This window comes from Murimonas intestini (assembly GCF_024622195.1).
Taxonomy (GTDB): domain Bacteria; phylum Bacillota; class Clostridia; order Lachnospirales; family Lachnospiraceae; genus Murimonas; species Murimonas intestini.
Genome location: NZ_JANKBI010000011.1, coordinates 140,289 through 157,404, shown reverse-complemented (window position 1 = coordinate 157,404; position 17,116 = coordinate 140,289). Strand labels below are relative to the sequence as shown.

The following is a 17,116-nucleotide window of genomic DNA, read 5'->3' as shown; positions in this document are numbered from 1 at the left end:
GGATAAATGATTGGACTGAATGTTTTTAATATACAGCATCTTTCGATTCATGACGGACCAGGAATACGGACGACATGTTTTTTAAAAGGCTGCAATCTCAGGTGCAGGTGGTGCCATAATCCGGAGTCGGTTGATGTGGAAAAGACTTTGAGGTATGTGGAAAACTCCTGTATTGGCTGCAGGTCATGTGAAAAAGTCTGTTCTCAAATGGCACACCTTTTTTCAGATGAGGGTGTGCACAGTATTATTTGGGACAGATGCATAAAATGCGGCAGATGTGCCGGGGTATGTAATGCGAAAGCACTGGAACTTTTGGGCGGGGTCAAAAAAGAGGAGTTACTTGAAGAACTACTCAGAGACAGAAAATTGTATGAAATATCAGGAGGCGGAGTCACATTTTCAGGAGGGGAACCTCTCCTTCAATGGCAGGGAATGATGGAAATAGCTGAGCTTCTGAAAAAAGAGAAGGTTCATATCACTGTGGATACCGCGGGCAATATCCCGTGGGAAGTGTTTGAACACTGCCTTCCGGCTGTGGATCTGTTTTTGTTTGACCTGAAACACATGGATTTGGCAAGGCACAGACTCTATACCGGTGTGTCTAATGAAAGGATATTGGCGAACTTGTCCAGAGCGGCAGGGAAGGCTCCGGTGATTGTAAGGATGCCTGTGATCCAGGGGGTAAACGATGATGATGAAAATATGCATGCAGCCGGAAAATTTTTAAGCGGACTTGGAAAACACCTTTTGAAGACAGAATTGCTGAGCTATCACGAATTTGGGGTACAGAAAGCGCGGGAGGTCGGGGTGGTACAGGAGAGATTTAACCCTCCGGGAGATGAACGGATGATGGAATTGAAGTGTATACTGGAGGGCTATGGTTTAAAGGCGGAGATTTCGTAATGACAGGGAAAAAGTATTTAAAACTTCCGGCAGATATGCAAAAGCTGCCTTCAGCTGTAAGTGTAAAGGGGGAGTGCGGCCAATGGGACTATATGGTGAGCCTGTCGGAGGGCAGGGTGGATCAATGGACATTTATCAGGCTTCCGCCGTGTCTGTCAGGCAGGGAGATAGAGATTTATTCAGAGCAGGACAATGTACTTTTAGGTGCGGCGGAGACAGTAGAAGAGCTAAAAGAGCCATCATTACGGGGAATACGTTTTATTTTTCAGTATGGTGTAATCAAAAAAATTGAAAGGATATTCCTGTCTGAAGGCATATATTGGATAAAATTTCTGTATACTCCTGCAGGATGCACCCAGGTTTATCAGGAAGGCTATGCTCTCACAGAAGACTGGGTTCACTGGGTTTACCGGGATGAAGCAGGCTGCGGCAGTAGGGAGGATATTCCATTTGTTACAGACAGACAGGATTACTGGTATGGGTCAGAAGGAAGTATTGTGACTGTTTTTCCCGGAGGAAATTATGAATATCAATTTCTGGCTGGTGATGGATTCTCGCCTGTATTCCGGAGAAAGAAAAATAAACAGAAAATGGAAACAGAGCCTGTGGAGGGACTGGAAAAGCTGCGTGTCTGGAAAAGAGTGTGGGAGGACAGTGAATTGGAGCTTCCTTTTTTAAAACCGCTGCACTTTCGTATCCTTCCGGGCAGGTGGCCGGATATCAGAATTGCTGAGGCGGAAGGAACAAGCTCGGATATTGGCGGGAGTACTTTTGAATTTTGCATAGAGGCAGATATGGGGGAGGAATCCTTTGCTGAGTTTCATCTGGGCCAATGGAAGATGATATGGGAAAATGGATGGATAAAATGCGGAGGGTTTAAAATGCCTCTGCAGGCAGACAAGGGCAGCATTGTGCTGCGGGGATGGATGGAACCGGAGTGGCTGGCTGTGCTGGGAGAAAACAGGGTGTTTTTTGTGTGCGGAAAAGAAAAGGAAAAGGAGACAGAGAGGTTTTCAAATGATATGACAGATAATCTGTCCTTCTGTCTGGAGAAGGAACAGGAATTCCGGATTGGATTTTGTGCGGGGAAAACTGCGGTGCTGAAATCAGCTGCTGCCTGGGGACTTAGAAGCATATTTTGGTCAGAGGAAGAAAGGAAGGTTCTGTCACAAATATCCATAGGGAAGAAGGTATTTGAGTCTGCCCATTATACTATCTATGAGAATTGTATAAAAGATGCTTCATGCGGTGAACCTGCTGCGTGGGTCAAAGGTGACGGCAGTATCTATTCTCCGCTCCGTGTAGTGGAGGAATTTTCCTGGAGAAAGAATATATGGGGCGATATGACGCGCGTGGTTCGAAGAACAGGACAGTGGTATCCATCGTATGAACAAGACGCTTATCCTTCTGTTAAGTCAGGAATACCAGTTTTGGATAGTGCCTGTAAGCTGGCATTTGACACATTTTACAGATGTACCCGGGACAGCTATGCACTCAGCGGACAGAAGGGGATGTGGAATGCAGGGCTGTTTCAGGGAGAGGGGGAAGGGTTTGGCGTCTGGCTGAGAGATACTGCCCATATTGCACTGAGAATGGGCAGTCTGGCGGACAGACTGCATGCCAGACGGAGTTTACTATACATTTCCCAAAAGGGGATCAGTAATGGTTCTGACGGTGCGGCCATGTCTCAGGCAGGAATCTGGGATTATTATCTGGCAACAGGTGATAAAGAAATTTTATATGAGGCATGGCCCGCACTTTTGCAGAGAACCGAGGAGGCAGACGGCCTGTATGACAGTGTCAGGCACCTGGTTAAAGCCGGCAATGCAGTATCTAATGACGCATTTCCTGAACCGGAGAACGGCGGCTATGCACTTTCGGCACAAGTATATTATCAGCAGGCTTATGAGGCAATGGGGAAGATGGGGCGGCTGATAAATTACAGGGAGGACAAAGTAAAATTATGGGAAGAAAAGGCGGCCCTTATGAGGGAGTCTGTCCAGAATCTGTACTGGAACGAAGAATGCGGCTTTTTTACATGCGGCCCTAAGGGCAGTGAAGCATATGAAAAAGGTTTCTGGGAGACATCTGGGGAGGAAAGTGTTCTGTGGCCGCGTTTTAATATTGCAAATGGGGAACAGAGGCGACGGATTTTAAAAAAGCTTCCCCAGACAGCTATGAATGACTATGGTATCTGTCTGTTTCCGTACCGGAAGGAAAAGAACCATCTCTGCAATTCTATATGGTATGTATGGCAGGCGGGCTTTGCGGCTGCAGCCTCCGTGGAGAAAGACAGCAGACTGCTGGAAATGCTGCTCTGGCAGCAGGTGAGAGGCTGTGTGTTGAATAAAGAATTTTATGAGGTGATAGATTACGGAACAGGTCTTGCATGGAGATGGCCAGGCCAGCTCTGGCATGCGGCAGGTTTTCTTGCAACAGTGCTTGGGGGAGCAGCAGGCATCTCCTACGATGAGGATGGAATGAGACTCTCCCCATGTATGCCCGGGTCAATCAAGGAACTGGAGATTTTAAACCTTCCATTCAGAAAGGCCGTGTATGATATTCATATACAGGGAGGAGAGGGAATAAAAGCAGTTTACTTGGATGGTAAGCTGTGTACAAAGATACCTTTGGATCTGGAAGGCAGGCATATTCTGGAAGTAAAAAGGTGAGTCTTTCTGTGTATATTCTGGCTGTTAATTTGCCATTCCATCCGCTGTCTGGCCCTGCATCCCGCCATAGGAGCCGTATTGTATTCTGATATTTCACATGTTATAATAAAAACATTCAGCTGTCATATTAATTTGATAAAAGAAAGAGGATTATAATGAAAAATATTAAACTGACCCTGGAATACGATGGAACGCGTTACAATGGATGGCAGCGTCTGGGCAAGGGAGAATCTACAAATACGATTGAAAATAAGATCACAGAAGTCTTGAAGAAAATGGACGGTCAGGATGTGGAATTATTCTGCGGGTGCAGGACAGAGGTAGGGGTGCATGCGTATGCACAGACAGCCAGCTTTAAGACGAACACAGCCCTGGAGATAAAGGACATAAAAAATTATCTGAACCGTTATCTGCCAATGGATATTGCAGTCCTGGAGGCGGAGGAGATGCCGGAGCGTTTTCATGCGTCTTTGAATGCGAAGGAAGTCACTTATGTATACCGGATTGCCATAGGCGATGTGCCCAGTGTTTTTGACAGGCGTTACACCTATTATTCATTCAAGACTCCGGACATCAGGAGAATGAAAACAGCAGCCAAAGCACTTCTGGGTGAACATGATTTCAGGTACTATTCTACAGTCAAAAAGAATAAATCAACTGTAAAAGATATGAGAGAGATCGATATATATCAGGATGCCAGGGAGATACAGATCACTATGAGAGCTGACGGTTTCCTCCACAATATGGCAAGGATGATAGCGGGCACTCTTTTAGATATTGGGTTGGGAAAAAGAGAGGTGACGGCTGCGGGAGATATATTCGATGCGCATTCTGATGAGATGGCCAGCGCTCCTGCAGAGGCAAAGGGATTATTTCTGCAGGAGGTGGGGTATCAGAAGTAGTTTTCTGTTTATTTTTCCCTATAATTAGGAAGGCTGGTGAATATATCACGTACAATGCGGTAGGCCAGCTTAGGCCTGCGGTATTCGTCTACGATACCTTTGTTGTTGCGGCTCTTGGGCCGTCTGAGCGCCCACCAGATCCTGCTGACCCGGACATCACAGAACTGCCAGATATACATACCTATGCAGTCATCGCTGGCGGCAATCTCCTTTAACTGTTTTTCCAGGATCTCTGCCTGTAGGTCTTCACTCCATACATCACTTGAGGTGTCACGGAAACCATAGATGCCGCCTGCTCCAACTTCCGTGATCAGAAGGGGTTTGCCCCCGCCGTTTCCATCTGTATTAAGCCAGTCATGCAGCTTCTGCAGTTTCTGGGAGGCAGTGTCATCATCATACCAGTAGGGATAAATATTCCAGGAGCAGACATCGGGAAGGTCCTGGCAGATATCAGTGCCAAATCTGCAGGATGCAGAGCTGCAGGGCCTGCTTTTATCCAGGTGCCTGATCAGGTCATATTGGCGGCGGTAACAGCTCTTCTCATATTCTGTCTCACTGCCGCATTCATTTAAGATACCCCAGATATATATAGAAGGATGATTATAATGCGCCGTGATCATTTCCCTGATGACCTGTTCACACTGTTCTTCAAAATAAGGGCTTTTCATGCGGTCCCCATTGATTCCCCTGGCGTGGTTTTCTTCCCACACAAGTATGCCAAGCTCATCGCACATGTCAAGGAAGAGCTCATCGTTGGGATAGTGGGAAGTGCGGACGGAGTTGGCGCCCAGGTCCTTTATAAGCTGTAAATCATAGGCGATGGCTTCCGCAGGAAGTGCGCATCCATACTGAGGATGGTCTTCATGCCTGCAGAAGCCTTTGATACGCAAGGGCTTATTGTTGAGCAGGACTGAGGTTCCCTCTACACGCACAAGACGCAGCCCTGTACGCTCGATCATGTCATCCACCACAGCGCCATTCTGCAGAAGGGCGGCAGAAACCGGATACAGGACAGGGTCTTCCATGCTCCAGGGGCAGGCGTCTGCTATTTCCAGATCTTCAAAGGTAATGATACTTTTGCCTGGCGGCAGCAGTTTTCCCTGGCAGCATGCTTCAGTATCCAGAAATTTTAAACGGACATCCGCATACAGGGGGCTTTCCGACAGGTTCTGGCAGGCGACTTCAGCGCGGATGCTCCATATGCCGTCAGCTTCCCTCAGAGGCGTTACATGTATCCAGTCAATATAGATGTCTTTTATGTATTCAAGGGCGACTCCCCTGGAAATGCCTCCGTATGACATGTAGTCATTAGGGAAGTCTAAAACATATTCATCCCGGAAGTCATTATCAACTATGACTTTCAGGGAATGCATTCCCGGAGAAAGGTTTTTTACACATATATCGAAGGGAGTATAGGAGCCATAGTGCTGTGCTGTTTCCTCTCCATCTACAAAGACTCTGGCAAAATGACTTACACCCTTGAATTCCAGGCGGATGTTCCCTTCAGCTTCAAAGGAAGTTTCATAAGAAGCCAGTCCCCTGTAGTTTCCAAAACCTGGATACGTCTCCAGGCAGCTTGGGACCATCACCTTCATGGATACACCCTCTTTATCACCTGAGAGTGCGGTGAAATCCCACAGTCTGCCTGATAATTCAGTTGTTTTACGGATCTTGTGTGTCTCAAATGTTCTAAGCATGATCGATTATTTTGTAACTGTCCGGTGCTTTCACAGTGTTACTATTCGCGGCCCCGCTGAAAGCGCGGTTCCGCAAATAGTAACTTCACAGTCACGTTATTCCTCCTTAAAATTTTTAGCAGTCATGTTTATGACTATCCTTTCAGGCCTGAGGTGGAGATTCCTTCCACCAGATATTTCTGAAAGAAGATAAATATCAATATGATAGGTATAATAGACAGCGTTGCCATAGCGAACATCGCGCCATAGTCTGAAGAGGAGCCGGGGTCTGAAAATAGTTTCAGAGCCAGGCATGCCGGGTACTTCTGGGCTTCATTCACATATAAGAGCGCGGAGAGGAAGTCCTCCCACCTCCACATGAAAGAGAAGATGCCTGCTGTCACCATGGCAGGAACCATAAGAGGCAGTGCGATGCGGTAATAGATCCCAAAATAGGAACACCCGTCAATTTTGGCGGCTTCATCCAGTTCCCTTGGAATACTGTCTATGAAATTGACCATCAGGTACACGAAGAATCCCTGGATGGCAAAACAGTATGGAACGATCAAAGGCAGGTAGGAGCCTACCCAGCCCAGCTTCTGATACCAGATGTACTGCGGGATCATGAGCACCTGCGCCGGAACCATCATGGACAGCAGCATGGCTCCGAACAGGAGCTTTCTGCCCTTGAAACGGCACCTGGCCAGGCCGAAGGCTACCAGTGATGAGGATATGATGGTTCCTATAGTGGCAGTCACCGATATAAAGGCGGAATTCTTAAAAAAGGTCCCAAAGCTGATCTTGGCAAATCCGCTCCATCCGTTGATATAATTATCCAGTACAAACTTTTCAGGAATCAGAGAGCCGGCTGTTATGAAAATCGTATTTGATTCTTTAAAGGAGCTCATGACCATCCACAGAAGAGGATAGATCATGATTATTCCAAACACGCTGACAAAGATGTGATAAGCGGTCTTTTTGATTTTAGTCTTTTTCTTCATCAGAACCCTCCGTCGTATACCCAGCGTTTTTTTGTGGCAAACAGAACTGCTGTTACAGTGCCTACAATAAGTATCATTACCCAGGCAAGTGCAGCGCCATAGCCGGTATTATAGTGTACAAATGACTGGTTATACATATGGACCATATAAAATAACGTGGAGTTTAAGGGCTGGCCCTGGGTGATGATAAAGCATTGAGTGAATGCCAGCAGTCCGTTTATCATCTGCATGACCAGGTTGAAAAATATGGTGGGTGTCAGCAGCGGCAGGGTTATGCTGGTGAACTGCTTCCATCTGCCTGCCCCGTCCACTGTAGATGCCTCGTAAAATGTACGGGGTATCTGCTTTAGTGAGGACAGGAATATGAGCATGGAAGAGCCAAACTGCCATACAGTCAGAAGGATCAGTGTCCATATGGCAGTATTTTTATTTCCCAGCCATGGTATGCTGGCTTCGATCCCCAGTCCATGAAGTATCTGATTTACCATGCCGTCCGTAGCAAACATCCTTTTCCACAGGATAGAAACAGCTACTGAACCTCCTATAATAGAAGGAAGGTAATACAGAGCCCGGTACAGCCCTGTTGCCTTTGAAGTCTTTTGAAAGAGGATGGCCACTAAAAGAGCAAAGGCAAGTTTTAAAGGAACTGATACTACGGCATAGAAAATGGTGATCTGCAGAGATTTCCAGAACAGTTCATCTGCCATCATGATCTTAAAATTTTTTAATCCGGAAAAAACTGCAGGGGATAAAATTCCATAATCACAAAAGGCATAATACAGAGATATCCCCATGGGAATGACAAGGAAAAGCAGAAAACCGATTATAAATGGAAGGCAAAAAATAATTCCCGCTGTACTTTCCTTATAAATACTGATTCTGTGTCTTTTTTTCATTTGCGTCAGGTTACTCCTTTGCAAGGTATTCATTGCCCTGTTCAAACAGCAAAGCTGCAGCTTCCTCTGCTGTAAGCTCCCCATAAAGAACCTTTTCAGTCAGAGAATCGATCAGGCTGAAAACCTCACTTGCATTTCCGGGAGCAGGAGGATTGATCTTTGTAGATTTCGGTGTCACTACATCGTTGATATAATGTACCACTTCCTGCTCATCCGGCGACTGGTTGACAGATATAGCTTCTGAGATCACACTGGAAATGGGAACGCCTCTTTCTCCCAGCAGGACATTGTTGCATTCTTCAGAGTTAGTTATATAGTCAATTAAAGCGGCCGCTTCATCCGGGTACTTACTGTCTGTGCTGATGGAGAAAAACTGGCTGGGCTTCAGATAATTGGAGATTTCGGGATTATCTGAAGGAAATGTAGTCATAGCGATGTCAGTGCCTTCAGGAGCTGAATTCTGCATGGCTACCAGCTGGTTGGAATGGTAAAAGCCGCACCATGACATTGTCTCTGGACTGCTTCCATATACAAGGCAATCCTGTTCAGCCTGGCCTCTTGTCCTCTCAACATACAGGCTAGGATCTACATGCCATCCTTCTTTGATACCATCTTCAAATACTGAAAAGAATTGCACAAAATCATCTGCACTGTCAACTGCGAATTTGCCGTCGCCGTAAAGGAGTTTACCCTGCGCCCTCAGCAGATATGGCAGAAAATCTCCGTTTGTGTTGCTGCCGTAGCTCAGGCTTGTCTTATATCCTGTTTTTTCATATACTTCCCGGCAGACATCTTTAAATTCTTCTAATGTCATATAATCGTGTATCTGGATACCTGCCTCGTCCAGCAGTGTTTTATTATAAAGAAGCGCCGGGGCATTGATCCCGTTGCAGATCGCATAAATGCCGTCGCCTACCCTGCCTGTTTCCAGGATATCTTCAGACACATTGCTCACATCTATGGTACCGTCTTCAATATAGGGCGTCAGGTCTGTCAGGAGGCCCTTTTCGGCATATTGGGAAATATATGTATAATCCATCTGGACCACGTCCGGCATTGTATGACCGGCAGAAAGCGTTGCCAGCCTTGTCCAGTAATCTGCCGAGAACTGGCCGTCAAAAGTGATTCCCGGATGTTCGGCTGCGTACATGTCTAATATCTGCTGAGTCTTTTCGTTCCGCAGCTGTCTCCCCCACCAGAATACACTTAGTTTAATGTCATCTGAGCTGCCTGACTTGACTACTTCCTTTTGTAAGTCTGTTTTGACGGCTGCCGTATCCTCTGTGTCTGTTGTCCGGGTCTGTTCTTCAGCTGTGCTGCAGCCTCCCAGCAGCGACCCTGTGATAGCTGCCGTCAGCACCAGTGCTAATGCTTTTCTTTTCATTGTTAAGTTCTCCTCTCACTTTGTCTTTTGAATTAGTTGATGATCCTATTATAAGAATAATAGCCGGTTTTCTCAATCCGTGAAAACCGACTACTGTGTTCAAAAAACCGAGGCGTTTCTGAAATTACTTATTCTGCATCTGTGATGCCCATTTTCCAGGAGTGACTCCTACAGACTTCTTGAATATCTGGCTGAAATACTGCGGATTATTGCCGCAACCTACCTGTTCTGCCACATATTGTATTTTTCCTGTGCCGGCATCCATGAGAAGTTCTTTTGCTCTTTTTACTCTCTGATCCGACAGATATTGTGAGAATTTAATTCCTGTTATCCTTCTGAACTGACGGCTTACATAGTCCACATTCATATACAGGTGCTGTTCTGCGATCTTTTTCAGGGTCAGATTCTTATCTGACAGGTGTTCCTCCACATAGGCCATAACCTTATCCACCAGTACTCCGTACTCCTGGCCGGTCAGACACAATTCGTTTTCAATCCGGCTGATTATGTCCGCAGTCATTATCCGCAGCTGTTCAATATCTTCTGACTGGTTGATCTCCTTCATCAGTTCTGCCACTTCTACTGATGAACATGCCACTATTGTAGGCAAATGGATGCAAATACTGCTTCCCAGCATTTTTAGAAAGTCAGCCTGGGTAGCACCTTCAGCCATTAGACGCAGCTCTGCACACAGTTTTCCTGCATCATCGCCCTTTGATTTTTCCAGCTGAAGATAAATATTCTGGATATGCGGCAGGATATTCTGGTTATTGAGTATAGAGATAGGTTTAAAATTGTGTATGGCATATATAGTGTCATATCTTCTTATCCTGACAAGCACGGCTTCCAGAAGCTCCAGAAGGGTGGAGTATGCGGATTCTTCTACAGTCACTGAGTCAGAAGCTTCCCCGCATTCTGCTTTCAGGCCCCCTGTATCCAGAGCCTCATAGCAGAATAGAAGGAGAGTGTTTTTTACATAAACGCCATAAAAGATGTTTTGTTTTTGGCTTTTGTCTTCATTTTGGCGCAGACGGCCGAGTAATTTTTCCAGATATTGCTGCTCCAGGAAATAGACGTAATAAAGGCGGCATGGGTGCTGGTAGAAATCAGCATACTGTCCGTAAAATTCCTCCAGCTCTGCCAGCCTCTTCTTTAGACCGTCATCTTTCTCATGTTTCAGAGAAATGCCGTCCATCAGCAGATGATAGACAATATCCTGGCGGATCGTCTTTGTCATCAGGCTCTGCTGCTCCTTTTCCGCCAGGCGGCGCCTTGCCTCCCTGCAGTCTTCACCGGCTTTGAGAATGCTTTCCTTAATCTTTTCTTCATTGCAGGGCTTCAGCAGATAGTGGCGTATACCATATTTCATAGCTTCCCTTGCATATTCAAAATCCTCATAGCCGGACAAGATTATAAATTGTATTCTCTGGTCTGACTGGGAGATTTCCCTGACTAATTCCAGACCTGTTAATCCAGGCATTCTGATGTCTGTCATCACAATATCCGGAGATTCGTCCAGAATCATATTGTAGGCTTCAATTCCATTCTTACACAGACCGACGACTTCCACCCCGATACTCTCCCAGTCTATCAGTCTGGATATAGTCTCACGAATTACACGTTCATCATCTGCAATAATTAATTTCAGCATCCCTGATCTCCCTGTAATTTTGGAATGATAAGTTCAGCGACGGCATAGTCCTCTTCATTGTACAGCCGGAGGCCATACTCATCGCCGTACTGCATCTTTACTCTTTTGTCTATATTGATAAGTCCGATTCCGTGCCCATGCGGAGTGATATCATGCGACTTAAGCCTGACCAGAAGATCTTCTTCCATTTCGGACCCTGTGTTTTTGACATAGAAATGCAGTATATTGTCCTGTTCCTTTACCTCTAAGATAATATAGCATTCTTCTACATTTGATTCCAGTCCATAGTAGATGGAATTTTCTACCAGAGGCTGTATGACAAGCTTGGGGATAGATACAGGATAGTACGCCTGACAGATGCGGTTTTCAAAATCCAGCCTGTCTTCATATCTGAATTTTTGTATTGTTATGTAGGAATGTATGATCTCCATCTCCTTGCCCACAGTAAAATCATCCTGATCTTTATTATTCAGAGAGGTGCGAAGCAGCGTTGCCAGGGCTTCCACCATATCGGAAATATCTCTTTCACCGGCAGCCCTGGCCCGCCATTTGATAGAATCCAGAGTATTGTAGAGGAAGTGGGGATTGATCTGATTCTCCAGCGCTTTGAGCTGTGCTTCCTTTTTCAGGATTTCATTAATATAGTTTTCCTGTATCAGCCGTATGATTGTTTCGCTCATTTCATCAAATTGACGATTCAAGGTTCCAAGCTCATCACCTCTCTGGGAATAGTCATATCCGACCTCCGGCACCCTGGTATTATCCTTTGCAAACAGCTGCATTTTATGAGTGAGTCTGCTCACATGGACCATAAGCCTGCCGACAAGCCTGACAGATAAAAAGATCACTGCCAGAAAATCTAAAATAATGATGAGAAGGCAGATCCATTTGATCCCTGCAAGCTGGCTGGATATTCCATCGTAAGAAATGAGACAGTAATAGTCCCAGCCATATTCCTTTATGCTGCCGTGGACTGCAAAATAATTACTGCCGTCCAGCTGCAGTACCCCATATTTGCTGATCTTATTTAGATGGATCTGCTCTGAGGGATCCTGAAGCAGATTGTCGGTATGATATAAAATCTTTTCCCCATCAAGTATCACATATCCTGATTCTCCATACTGGTCTTCCAGCTTTGTGCTGTAGGAAACAAGAGCATCCATATCTATATTCAGAAGGATAGTCCCCAGATTATCCAGCCGGAGAGTTTCAATCTGACGGATTTTCCTGGCCAGAAAAAGGCCATACTCGTCCATGTAGCCTGTTACCCAGCAGGGCGCACCGTCCTTAATATCGGCCTGCCGGATAATCTCCTGCTGTATTTCCTTCGGAGTCTTATCTGCAGCAATTATATTTGTATATACTGTGGACGTATTCATATAAAGGCTGATATATTTAAGAATCCCATCAGAAAAGGACTGGTAGTACTCGCCAATATAGGAACGCATATTTTGTACTGAACTCATAGAAATGCTGGAATCCCGGCTGCTTTCTTTTATTGCTGTCAGATTAGCCTGCACCTTTTCTTCAGCCAGAAACATAGTGGTGAGGTTTTCCATCTTCTGCATGTATTCAACAATCTCACCGGAGGAATACTCCATGGATTCCGACAGGGTCTGGTACAGAAGCTTATTGTAAGAGCCGGATAAGATATGGACAGCAGTAAAAGACGCTGCGGCCACGACAGATACTCCTATAAGCACTATAGCCAGTATTTTTTGTTTCAATGGTATATTATTTAATCTTTTAATAATGGTATATTTCATGTCATCTCCCGGGGGATAGAATGCAGACAGATGTTGTCCGCCCATTCTTCCAGCCAATATTAAGTATACGCCTGCATGTAGCATATATCTTAGTGCTTCCGGATGGGCATACTTCGCTCCATTAAGTATATCTTAGCTGCGGGGCTTTATCAAGAAATGAATTCCATAGTTCCCATCTCAATATCCAGCAATAAGATATCATAATCCATCTGTCCGGCATAGAAAAACAGATGCCTGCGGCAGAATTTGAATAAAGATGTATATGACGTATAAAAGTTGAATATATAACGATTAATTGATATAATGGCATCAATGGATACAATTTAATGAGTGCGGGATGGATCCACTCAAACAGAGGTGATTAATAGAATGATTAATTTTAAAGAAGCTGATCAATTAAATAAAATACTGCAGCAATTACCTGTCAGGACGGAAGATAATCAGGAAGAAGATTTGCTGGCAGAAAGTGTATCTATGGAACGCAGCAAGCCGGGAGACCTGGTTTCGGGTCTATTGGCGGGAAGAAGCCCTGAAAAACATTGGAGAGAAATGTATGTAAAGTTCTGTGGACCTTTTAACGGGGACGGCATGCATATCAGGCAGGAAAATGATTCGGATGAAACGCTCCTGTATTCTATCCTTACCCACTGCAATGACAGAGAATTGGATGAGCTGCTTGCAGAATATGGCGAAAGTTCAAAAATCGGGCAGATTATTGCCGGAATCCGTACAAAGGATGGTGCAGCCAAGCATTTGGCAGAGGAAGGCATAGACAGGAAGCTGAAGGAAATACATCCTTCGCTGTATCAGATTCTTGGGGAATATATTGAGAAGAAAGGCTATTCTACTGATTCGGATTTTTACAATTCGCTCCATTTTTCACGGCAGCTGTTCAATAAAATTAAGAGGCCCGGCTATAATCCCAGAAAAGAGACACTCTTTTGGCTGACGGCGGGGCTTCAGCTGGACTATTGGGATACCTTGAGGGTACTGAATGCCGCGGGTTATACATTCAGGAAGGACAGCAGACGGGAGACGATTATTTCCTACGTGATTAAAAACGGGCCTTATACGATAGATACCCTCAACCAGATGCTGGACCTGTTTAATGAAAAGCCGGTTGGATACTCTGATTAGAATATATAAATGTCACTTTTAGAGTGACAACATGAGTTAGCCGATATGTTATCCTGTGCCTATCAAACAGGAAATGGGGTGAAGTCAGATCGGATCATTTTATATAAACATCAGTGAGCAGATGCTGCCTGGCGGCGGCACAGAGACTGTAATAACCCAATCTGGGGACGGTTATCCGGAAGTTAATCTGTTTCTGGAGGATGGTTTTACGGTTATTTCCGGGGCAACACATACAAAGGAGCCGGCTCTTGATGCGCTGGCGGATATTCTTTTAGGCATCAGGCTTTATATGGTAAGGAATCAGGAAACATACATCGCTCCTGAAATCGAGGTCCGTTCTCTTCATTCTTCATATGTCAGCTGCTGTGATCCACGGGTGCTGGGGCAGATGATATATGACAGCATGATACAGGGATGGGGATTTTGGTTAAAAGGGACTGACAAAGAATCTGCTGAGGGTAAATGCAGGCCTGATATACAGGAGGTGGGGAGAGTGAACAAAATGAATGAAGAAGATTACAGTATGCAGTGTCCATCTTTTTTGGATTTCGCCGGGAAAAAGGAGGAGGGCAGTAAGGAAAAATTCCGGCAGCATGCGCTGGATTTTGCACTTCCGATAGATGCACGTATTATCCGGGTGCTGGATACCCCGGCGGTAAATAAAGTCTTTAAAGGGGCGGTGGATCTTTCCGTGGATGCGTTTTATGGACTGACGCTATCTTCAGGTATCCGCGTGGATAATAAAGAGTCGGAACTGTCTGCTGTACTCAGGCACTGCGCAGGTACGCTTGGTATATCAGTACCTTATACTGTTGTGTCTTCCTCTGTCAGAGGCATTAACGCCATGACAATGGGGACAGATGAATTCAGTTACATAGCGGTGAGCAGTCTGATGAAGGCAATCCTCACAGAGGAGGAAATGAAGTTTGTATTGGGGCATGAATGCGGACATATTGCTCTGGGACACGTATTGTACCACACCGTTTTAAGTTCATTCGGAAATATTGCAGAACTGCTTCCAGTGGCAGGGCCGGTGATCTATCAGGCTATTGCCTGGCCGCTTAAGGCGTGGGGCAGGCGTTCTGAGATTTCTGCGGACCGGGCCGGGCTGCTTTGCTGCCAGGATGTGGAGACAGCCTGCAGAACACTTTTGAAATTGGAAGCAGGGTTTATGAATGCGGACAGCATTGATATTGAAGAATATATTAATGATTCCAATACTCATTTAAACGAGGCGCATATTGGCAGATATGGAGAGTTAATGACAGAACACCCCGTCTTGTCAAAACGGATGGAGGCATTGCGGCTGTTTGCGCATTCAGAAAAGTACTACCGGCTGAGCGGGCTGGTTCCTGAGCATGGAGAAATCTTGCTTGATGATAAAACGCTTGAAAAAGAAACAGGGGAAATTATTAAGGTAATTCTATAAGTATAAATTAATATGACAGGAGTGGAAAAATGAATCAATTTAATTGTAAAAATGCAGAAGATATCTGTAATGGCTGCCTGGCAATAGGCAGAAAATTAGGAAGCCTGGCGATCACACAGGCTGGCAGTGAAGGCTTAAGACAGCTGCAGCATTCCTCCAAGATGAGGGCAGCCTTTATTTCCAGCAGGTTTCAGGGGCTGGCCGATGCCCTGGAAGAGGTTTTTTCTATCAGTGCACTGCCGGGAGACATGAATAGCAGCAGTGTCAGAAGTTCCGTATGTATCCGTTATGTACATTCGGATACAGAAACGACAGATGACGTGTCAGCGGCGCAGCAGCTGGCAGGAGGGGAACAGCCTGTCCATGCAGTATTTCAAAGTGCCAGTGAAAACCTGGAAAAGATGGATGCAGAGCTGATCTGTGACGTAAATGGCTTTGAGGACTTTGACTGGAAGAAGGAATTTGCGGAAATAGATTATGCTTTTTTGGTTACGAGTGCGGTACAGATGCTGACAGCTAAAGAACGGGAATTTGTGGAGCAGTGTGTAAAGAGGTACTTTGGACTGCCCCGGTTTGCGATCCTGGTTACTGATATGGGGATGATAAATGATCCAGAGGCATATGAAGAGCTTAAGTCACGCCTGGATTGGTACCTGGATTCATTAGGGAGACAGTGCCGTTCCTTTGAAGCAGGTGACGGCAGCTTGAAGCAGTATATTTTTGATAACCTTACAAATGTAGGGGAAGAGCTGAGAAACCTCTCCGCACTGCAGACGGCTAAACTTTGCTGTGATGAGACGGCAGAGGTGCTCAATGAGATGCAGCAGCACTCTGCCGTGGATATAGAAGAGCTTGAGAGCTATATCACACAGCTGCAGAAATGCGGGGATGGGATGCGCCGCAAAGGGGCAATTGCCGCAAATAATGTACATGGGGAGCTGACTGGGAAAGCTGCATTTGAATGTATTACGGCTGTCAGGAAATATGGAAGCCAGATGTACGTAAATATCTGCGAGGGGATCGGCCAGTCATCTGATCTTGACAAAACAGCCAGAATGATTCCGGATTTTATCTCCTCTGCGTGGAAACAGCTTAGTGTGGAGCAGACAAAGAAAATGAGGTCTACTGCAGAAAATATAGTGTCTGAAATGGAAGAACAGATGCGTTTGGATGCCGGGGAATTTTTTACTGATGTGCCGGAGTGGGCGCTGGATATGATCTGTATGCAGCCGGCAGTACCGGACAGAGTTGAATTACCCCAGGGAGAGACGGAGAACAAAATAAACAGGATATCCAAAGCACTCCTTATAGGCTCTGTCCCAGTCCTGATCCTGGGCTCCCTGCCTCTGGCGCTGGGGACGCTTATCGGATCGCAGGCTATTAAAAAGCTGTCCCGGGAAAAAATCCAGGCGGAGAACAGAGAGGTATTGAAAAGGGAAGCCCACGAGATATGCCAGAGGACAACAAGTGAACTTTCGGAGGAACTGAAAGCTGCACTTATAGATATCGCAGAAAAGGCAGAAAAAGATATAAAGAGTGCTTATGATGGATTTGTCAGTGCAGTGCTTAATGAGCTGGTAAAGCAAAAGGAAAGCGCACAGCAGGTATATGGGAAGATGGAGGAAATCCGTCAGGCCGCACAGGTGGATTTACCCCGCCTGTATGCCATGATCTCTGATTAACAGCCTTTCTTAAAGGC

Annotated in this window: 12 protein-coding genes; 6 read left to right on the top strand and 6 right to left on the bottom strand. The window is 45.6% G+C overall.

What is annotated here, in order from left to right:
* Positions 1-6 precede the first annotated feature (6 nt).
* The 3 genes from NSB28_RS15775 to truA all read left to right on the top strand — a co-directional run bounded on the left by NSB28_RS15775 (position 7) and on the right by truA (position 4,477).
* Positions 7-903 carry a glycyl-radical enzyme activating protein gene (locus NSB28_RS15775; RefSeq protein ID WP_109747498.1) on the top strand — a complete coding sequence of 299 codons (897 nt, stop codon included), beginning with the start codon at positions 7-9 and terminating at the stop codon, positions 901-903.
* A complete protein-coding gene (locus tag NSB28_RS15770; RefSeq protein ID WP_109747499.1) occupies positions 903-3,575 on the top strand; it encodes an alpha-L-rhamnosidase-related protein in 2,673 nt (890 codons plus the stop codon). Before NSB28_RS15775 ends, NSB28_RS15770 begins: the two co-directional genes overlap by 1 nt.
* A 155-nt stretch (positions 3,576-3,730) precedes the next feature.
* Positions 3,731-4,477, top strand: coding sequence for a tRNA pseudouridine(38-40) synthase TruA (gene truA / locus NSB28_RS15765; RefSeq protein ID WP_109747500.1), 747 nt, complete (start codon positions 3,731-3,733; stop codon positions 4,475-4,477).
* An 8-nt stretch (positions 4,478-4,485) separates the two neighbouring features.
* On the opposite strand, the gene NSB28_RS15760 is transcribed toward truA, so the two are convergent.
* The 6 genes from NSB28_RS15760 to NSB28_RS15735 form a co-directional block, all read right to left on the bottom strand.
* Entirely contained in the window at positions 4,486-6,072 is a 1,587-nt protein-coding gene (locus NSB28_RS15760; protein WP_257497560.1) for a glycoside hydrolase family 2 protein, read from the bottom strand.
* 236 nt (positions 6,073-6,308) lie between these two features.
* On the bottom strand, positions 6,309-7,154 hold the full coding sequence (locus NSB28_RS15755; protein WP_109747502.1) for a carbohydrate ABC transporter permease: 846 nt from the start codon (positions 7,152-7,154) through the stop codon (positions 6,309-6,311).
* On the bottom strand, positions 7,154-8,050 hold the full coding sequence (locus NSB28_RS15750) for a carbohydrate ABC transporter permease (RefSeq protein ID WP_109747503.1): 897 nt from the start codon (positions 8,048-8,050) through the stop codon (positions 7,154-7,156). The genes NSB28_RS15755 and NSB28_RS15750 overlap by 1 nt, the downstream gene beginning before the upstream one ends.
* A gap of 10 nt (positions 8,051-8,060) precedes the next feature.
* Positions 8,061-9,434: an ABC transporter substrate-binding protein gene (locus tag NSB28_RS15745; RefSeq protein WP_109747504.1), complete on the bottom strand. Its 1,374-nt coding sequence runs from the start codon at positions 9,432-9,434 to the stop codon at positions 8,061-8,063.
* A gap of 124 nt (positions 9,435-9,558) precedes the next feature.
* On the bottom strand, positions 9,559-11,085 hold the full coding sequence (locus tag NSB28_RS15740; RefSeq protein WP_109747505.1) for a response regulator: 1,527 nt from the start codon (positions 11,083-11,085) through the stop codon (positions 9,559-9,561).
* The gene (locus tag NSB28_RS15735) at positions 11,079-12,851 is read right to left on the bottom strand and encodes a sensor histidine kinase (RefSeq protein ID WP_257497561.1); all 1,773 of its coding nucleotides are present in this window, start codon (positions 12,849-12,851) and stop codon (positions 11,079-11,081) included. Before NSB28_RS15735 ends, NSB28_RS15740 begins: the two co-directional genes overlap by 7 nt.
* Before the next feature lie 369 nt (positions 12,852-13,220).
* On the opposite strand from NSB28_RS15735, the gene NSB28_RS15730 reads away from it, so the two are divergent.
* The 3 genes from NSB28_RS15730 (at position 13,221) to NSB28_RS15720 (ending at position 17,099) form a co-directional block, all read left to right on the top strand.
* Positions 13,221-13,988 carry a hypothetical protein gene (locus tag NSB28_RS15730; protein WP_109747507.1) on the top strand — a complete coding sequence of 256 codons (768 nt, stop codon included), beginning with the start codon at positions 13,221-13,223 and terminating at the stop codon, positions 13,986-13,988.
* Positions 13,989-14,109: 121 nt separating this feature from the next.
* A complete protein-coding gene (locus NSB28_RS15725) occupies positions 14,110-15,417 on the top strand; it encodes a M48 family metallopeptidase (protein ID WP_109747508.1) in 1,308 nt (435 codons plus the stop codon).
* Between the two features lie 29 nt (positions 15,418-15,446).
* The gene (locus NSB28_RS15720; RefSeq protein ID WP_109747509.1) at positions 15,447-17,099 is read left to right on the top strand and encodes a phospholipase D-like domain-containing protein; all 1,653 of its coding nucleotides are present in this window, start codon (positions 15,447-15,449) and stop codon (positions 17,097-17,099) included.
* Positions 17,100-17,116: the final 17 nt, after the last annotated feature.

Coding starts and splice junctions, on each gene's coding strand:
- NSB28_RS15775 (WP_109747498.1), top strand. CDS start 7: ATGATTGGACTGAATGTTTTTAATATACAGCATCTTTCGATTCATGAC.
- NSB28_RS15770 (WP_109747499.1), top strand. CDS start 903: ATGACAGGGAAAAAGTATTTAAAACTTCCGGCAGATATGCAAAAGCTG.
- truA (WP_109747500.1), top strand. CDS start 3,731: ATGAAAAATATTAAACTGACCCTGGAATACGATGGAACGCGTTACAAT.
- NSB28_RS15760 (WP_257497560.1), bottom strand. CDS start 6,072: ATGAAGGTGATGGTCCCAAGCTGCCTGGAGACGTATCCAGGTTTTGGA.
- NSB28_RS15755 (WP_109747502.1), bottom strand. CDS start 7,154: ATGAAGAAAAAGACTAAAATCAAAAAGACCGCTTATCACATCTTTGTC.
- NSB28_RS15750 (WP_109747503.1), bottom strand. CDS start 8,050: ATGAAAAAAAGACACAGAATCAGTATTTATAAGGAAAGTACAGCGGGA.
- NSB28_RS15745 (WP_109747504.1), bottom strand. CDS start 9,434: ATGAAAAGAAAAGCATTAGCACTGGTGCTGACGGCAGCTATCACAGGG.
- NSB28_RS15740 (WP_109747505.1), bottom strand. CDS start 11,085: ATGCTGAAATTAATTATTGCAGATGATGAACGTGTAATTCGTGAGACT.
- NSB28_RS15735 (WP_257497561.1), bottom strand. CDS start 12,851: ATGAAATATACCATTATTAAAAGATTAAATAATATACCATTGAAACAA.
- NSB28_RS15730 (WP_109747507.1), top strand. CDS start 13,221: ATGATTAATTTTAAAGAAGCTGATCAATTAAATAAAATACTGCAGCAA.
- NSB28_RS15725 (WP_109747508.1), top strand. CDS start 14,110: ATGCTGCCTGGCGGCGGCACAGAGACTGTAATAACCCAATCTGGGGAC.
- NSB28_RS15720 (WP_109747509.1), top strand. CDS start 15,447: ATGAATCAATTTAATTGTAAAAATGCAGAAGATATCTGTAATGGCTGC.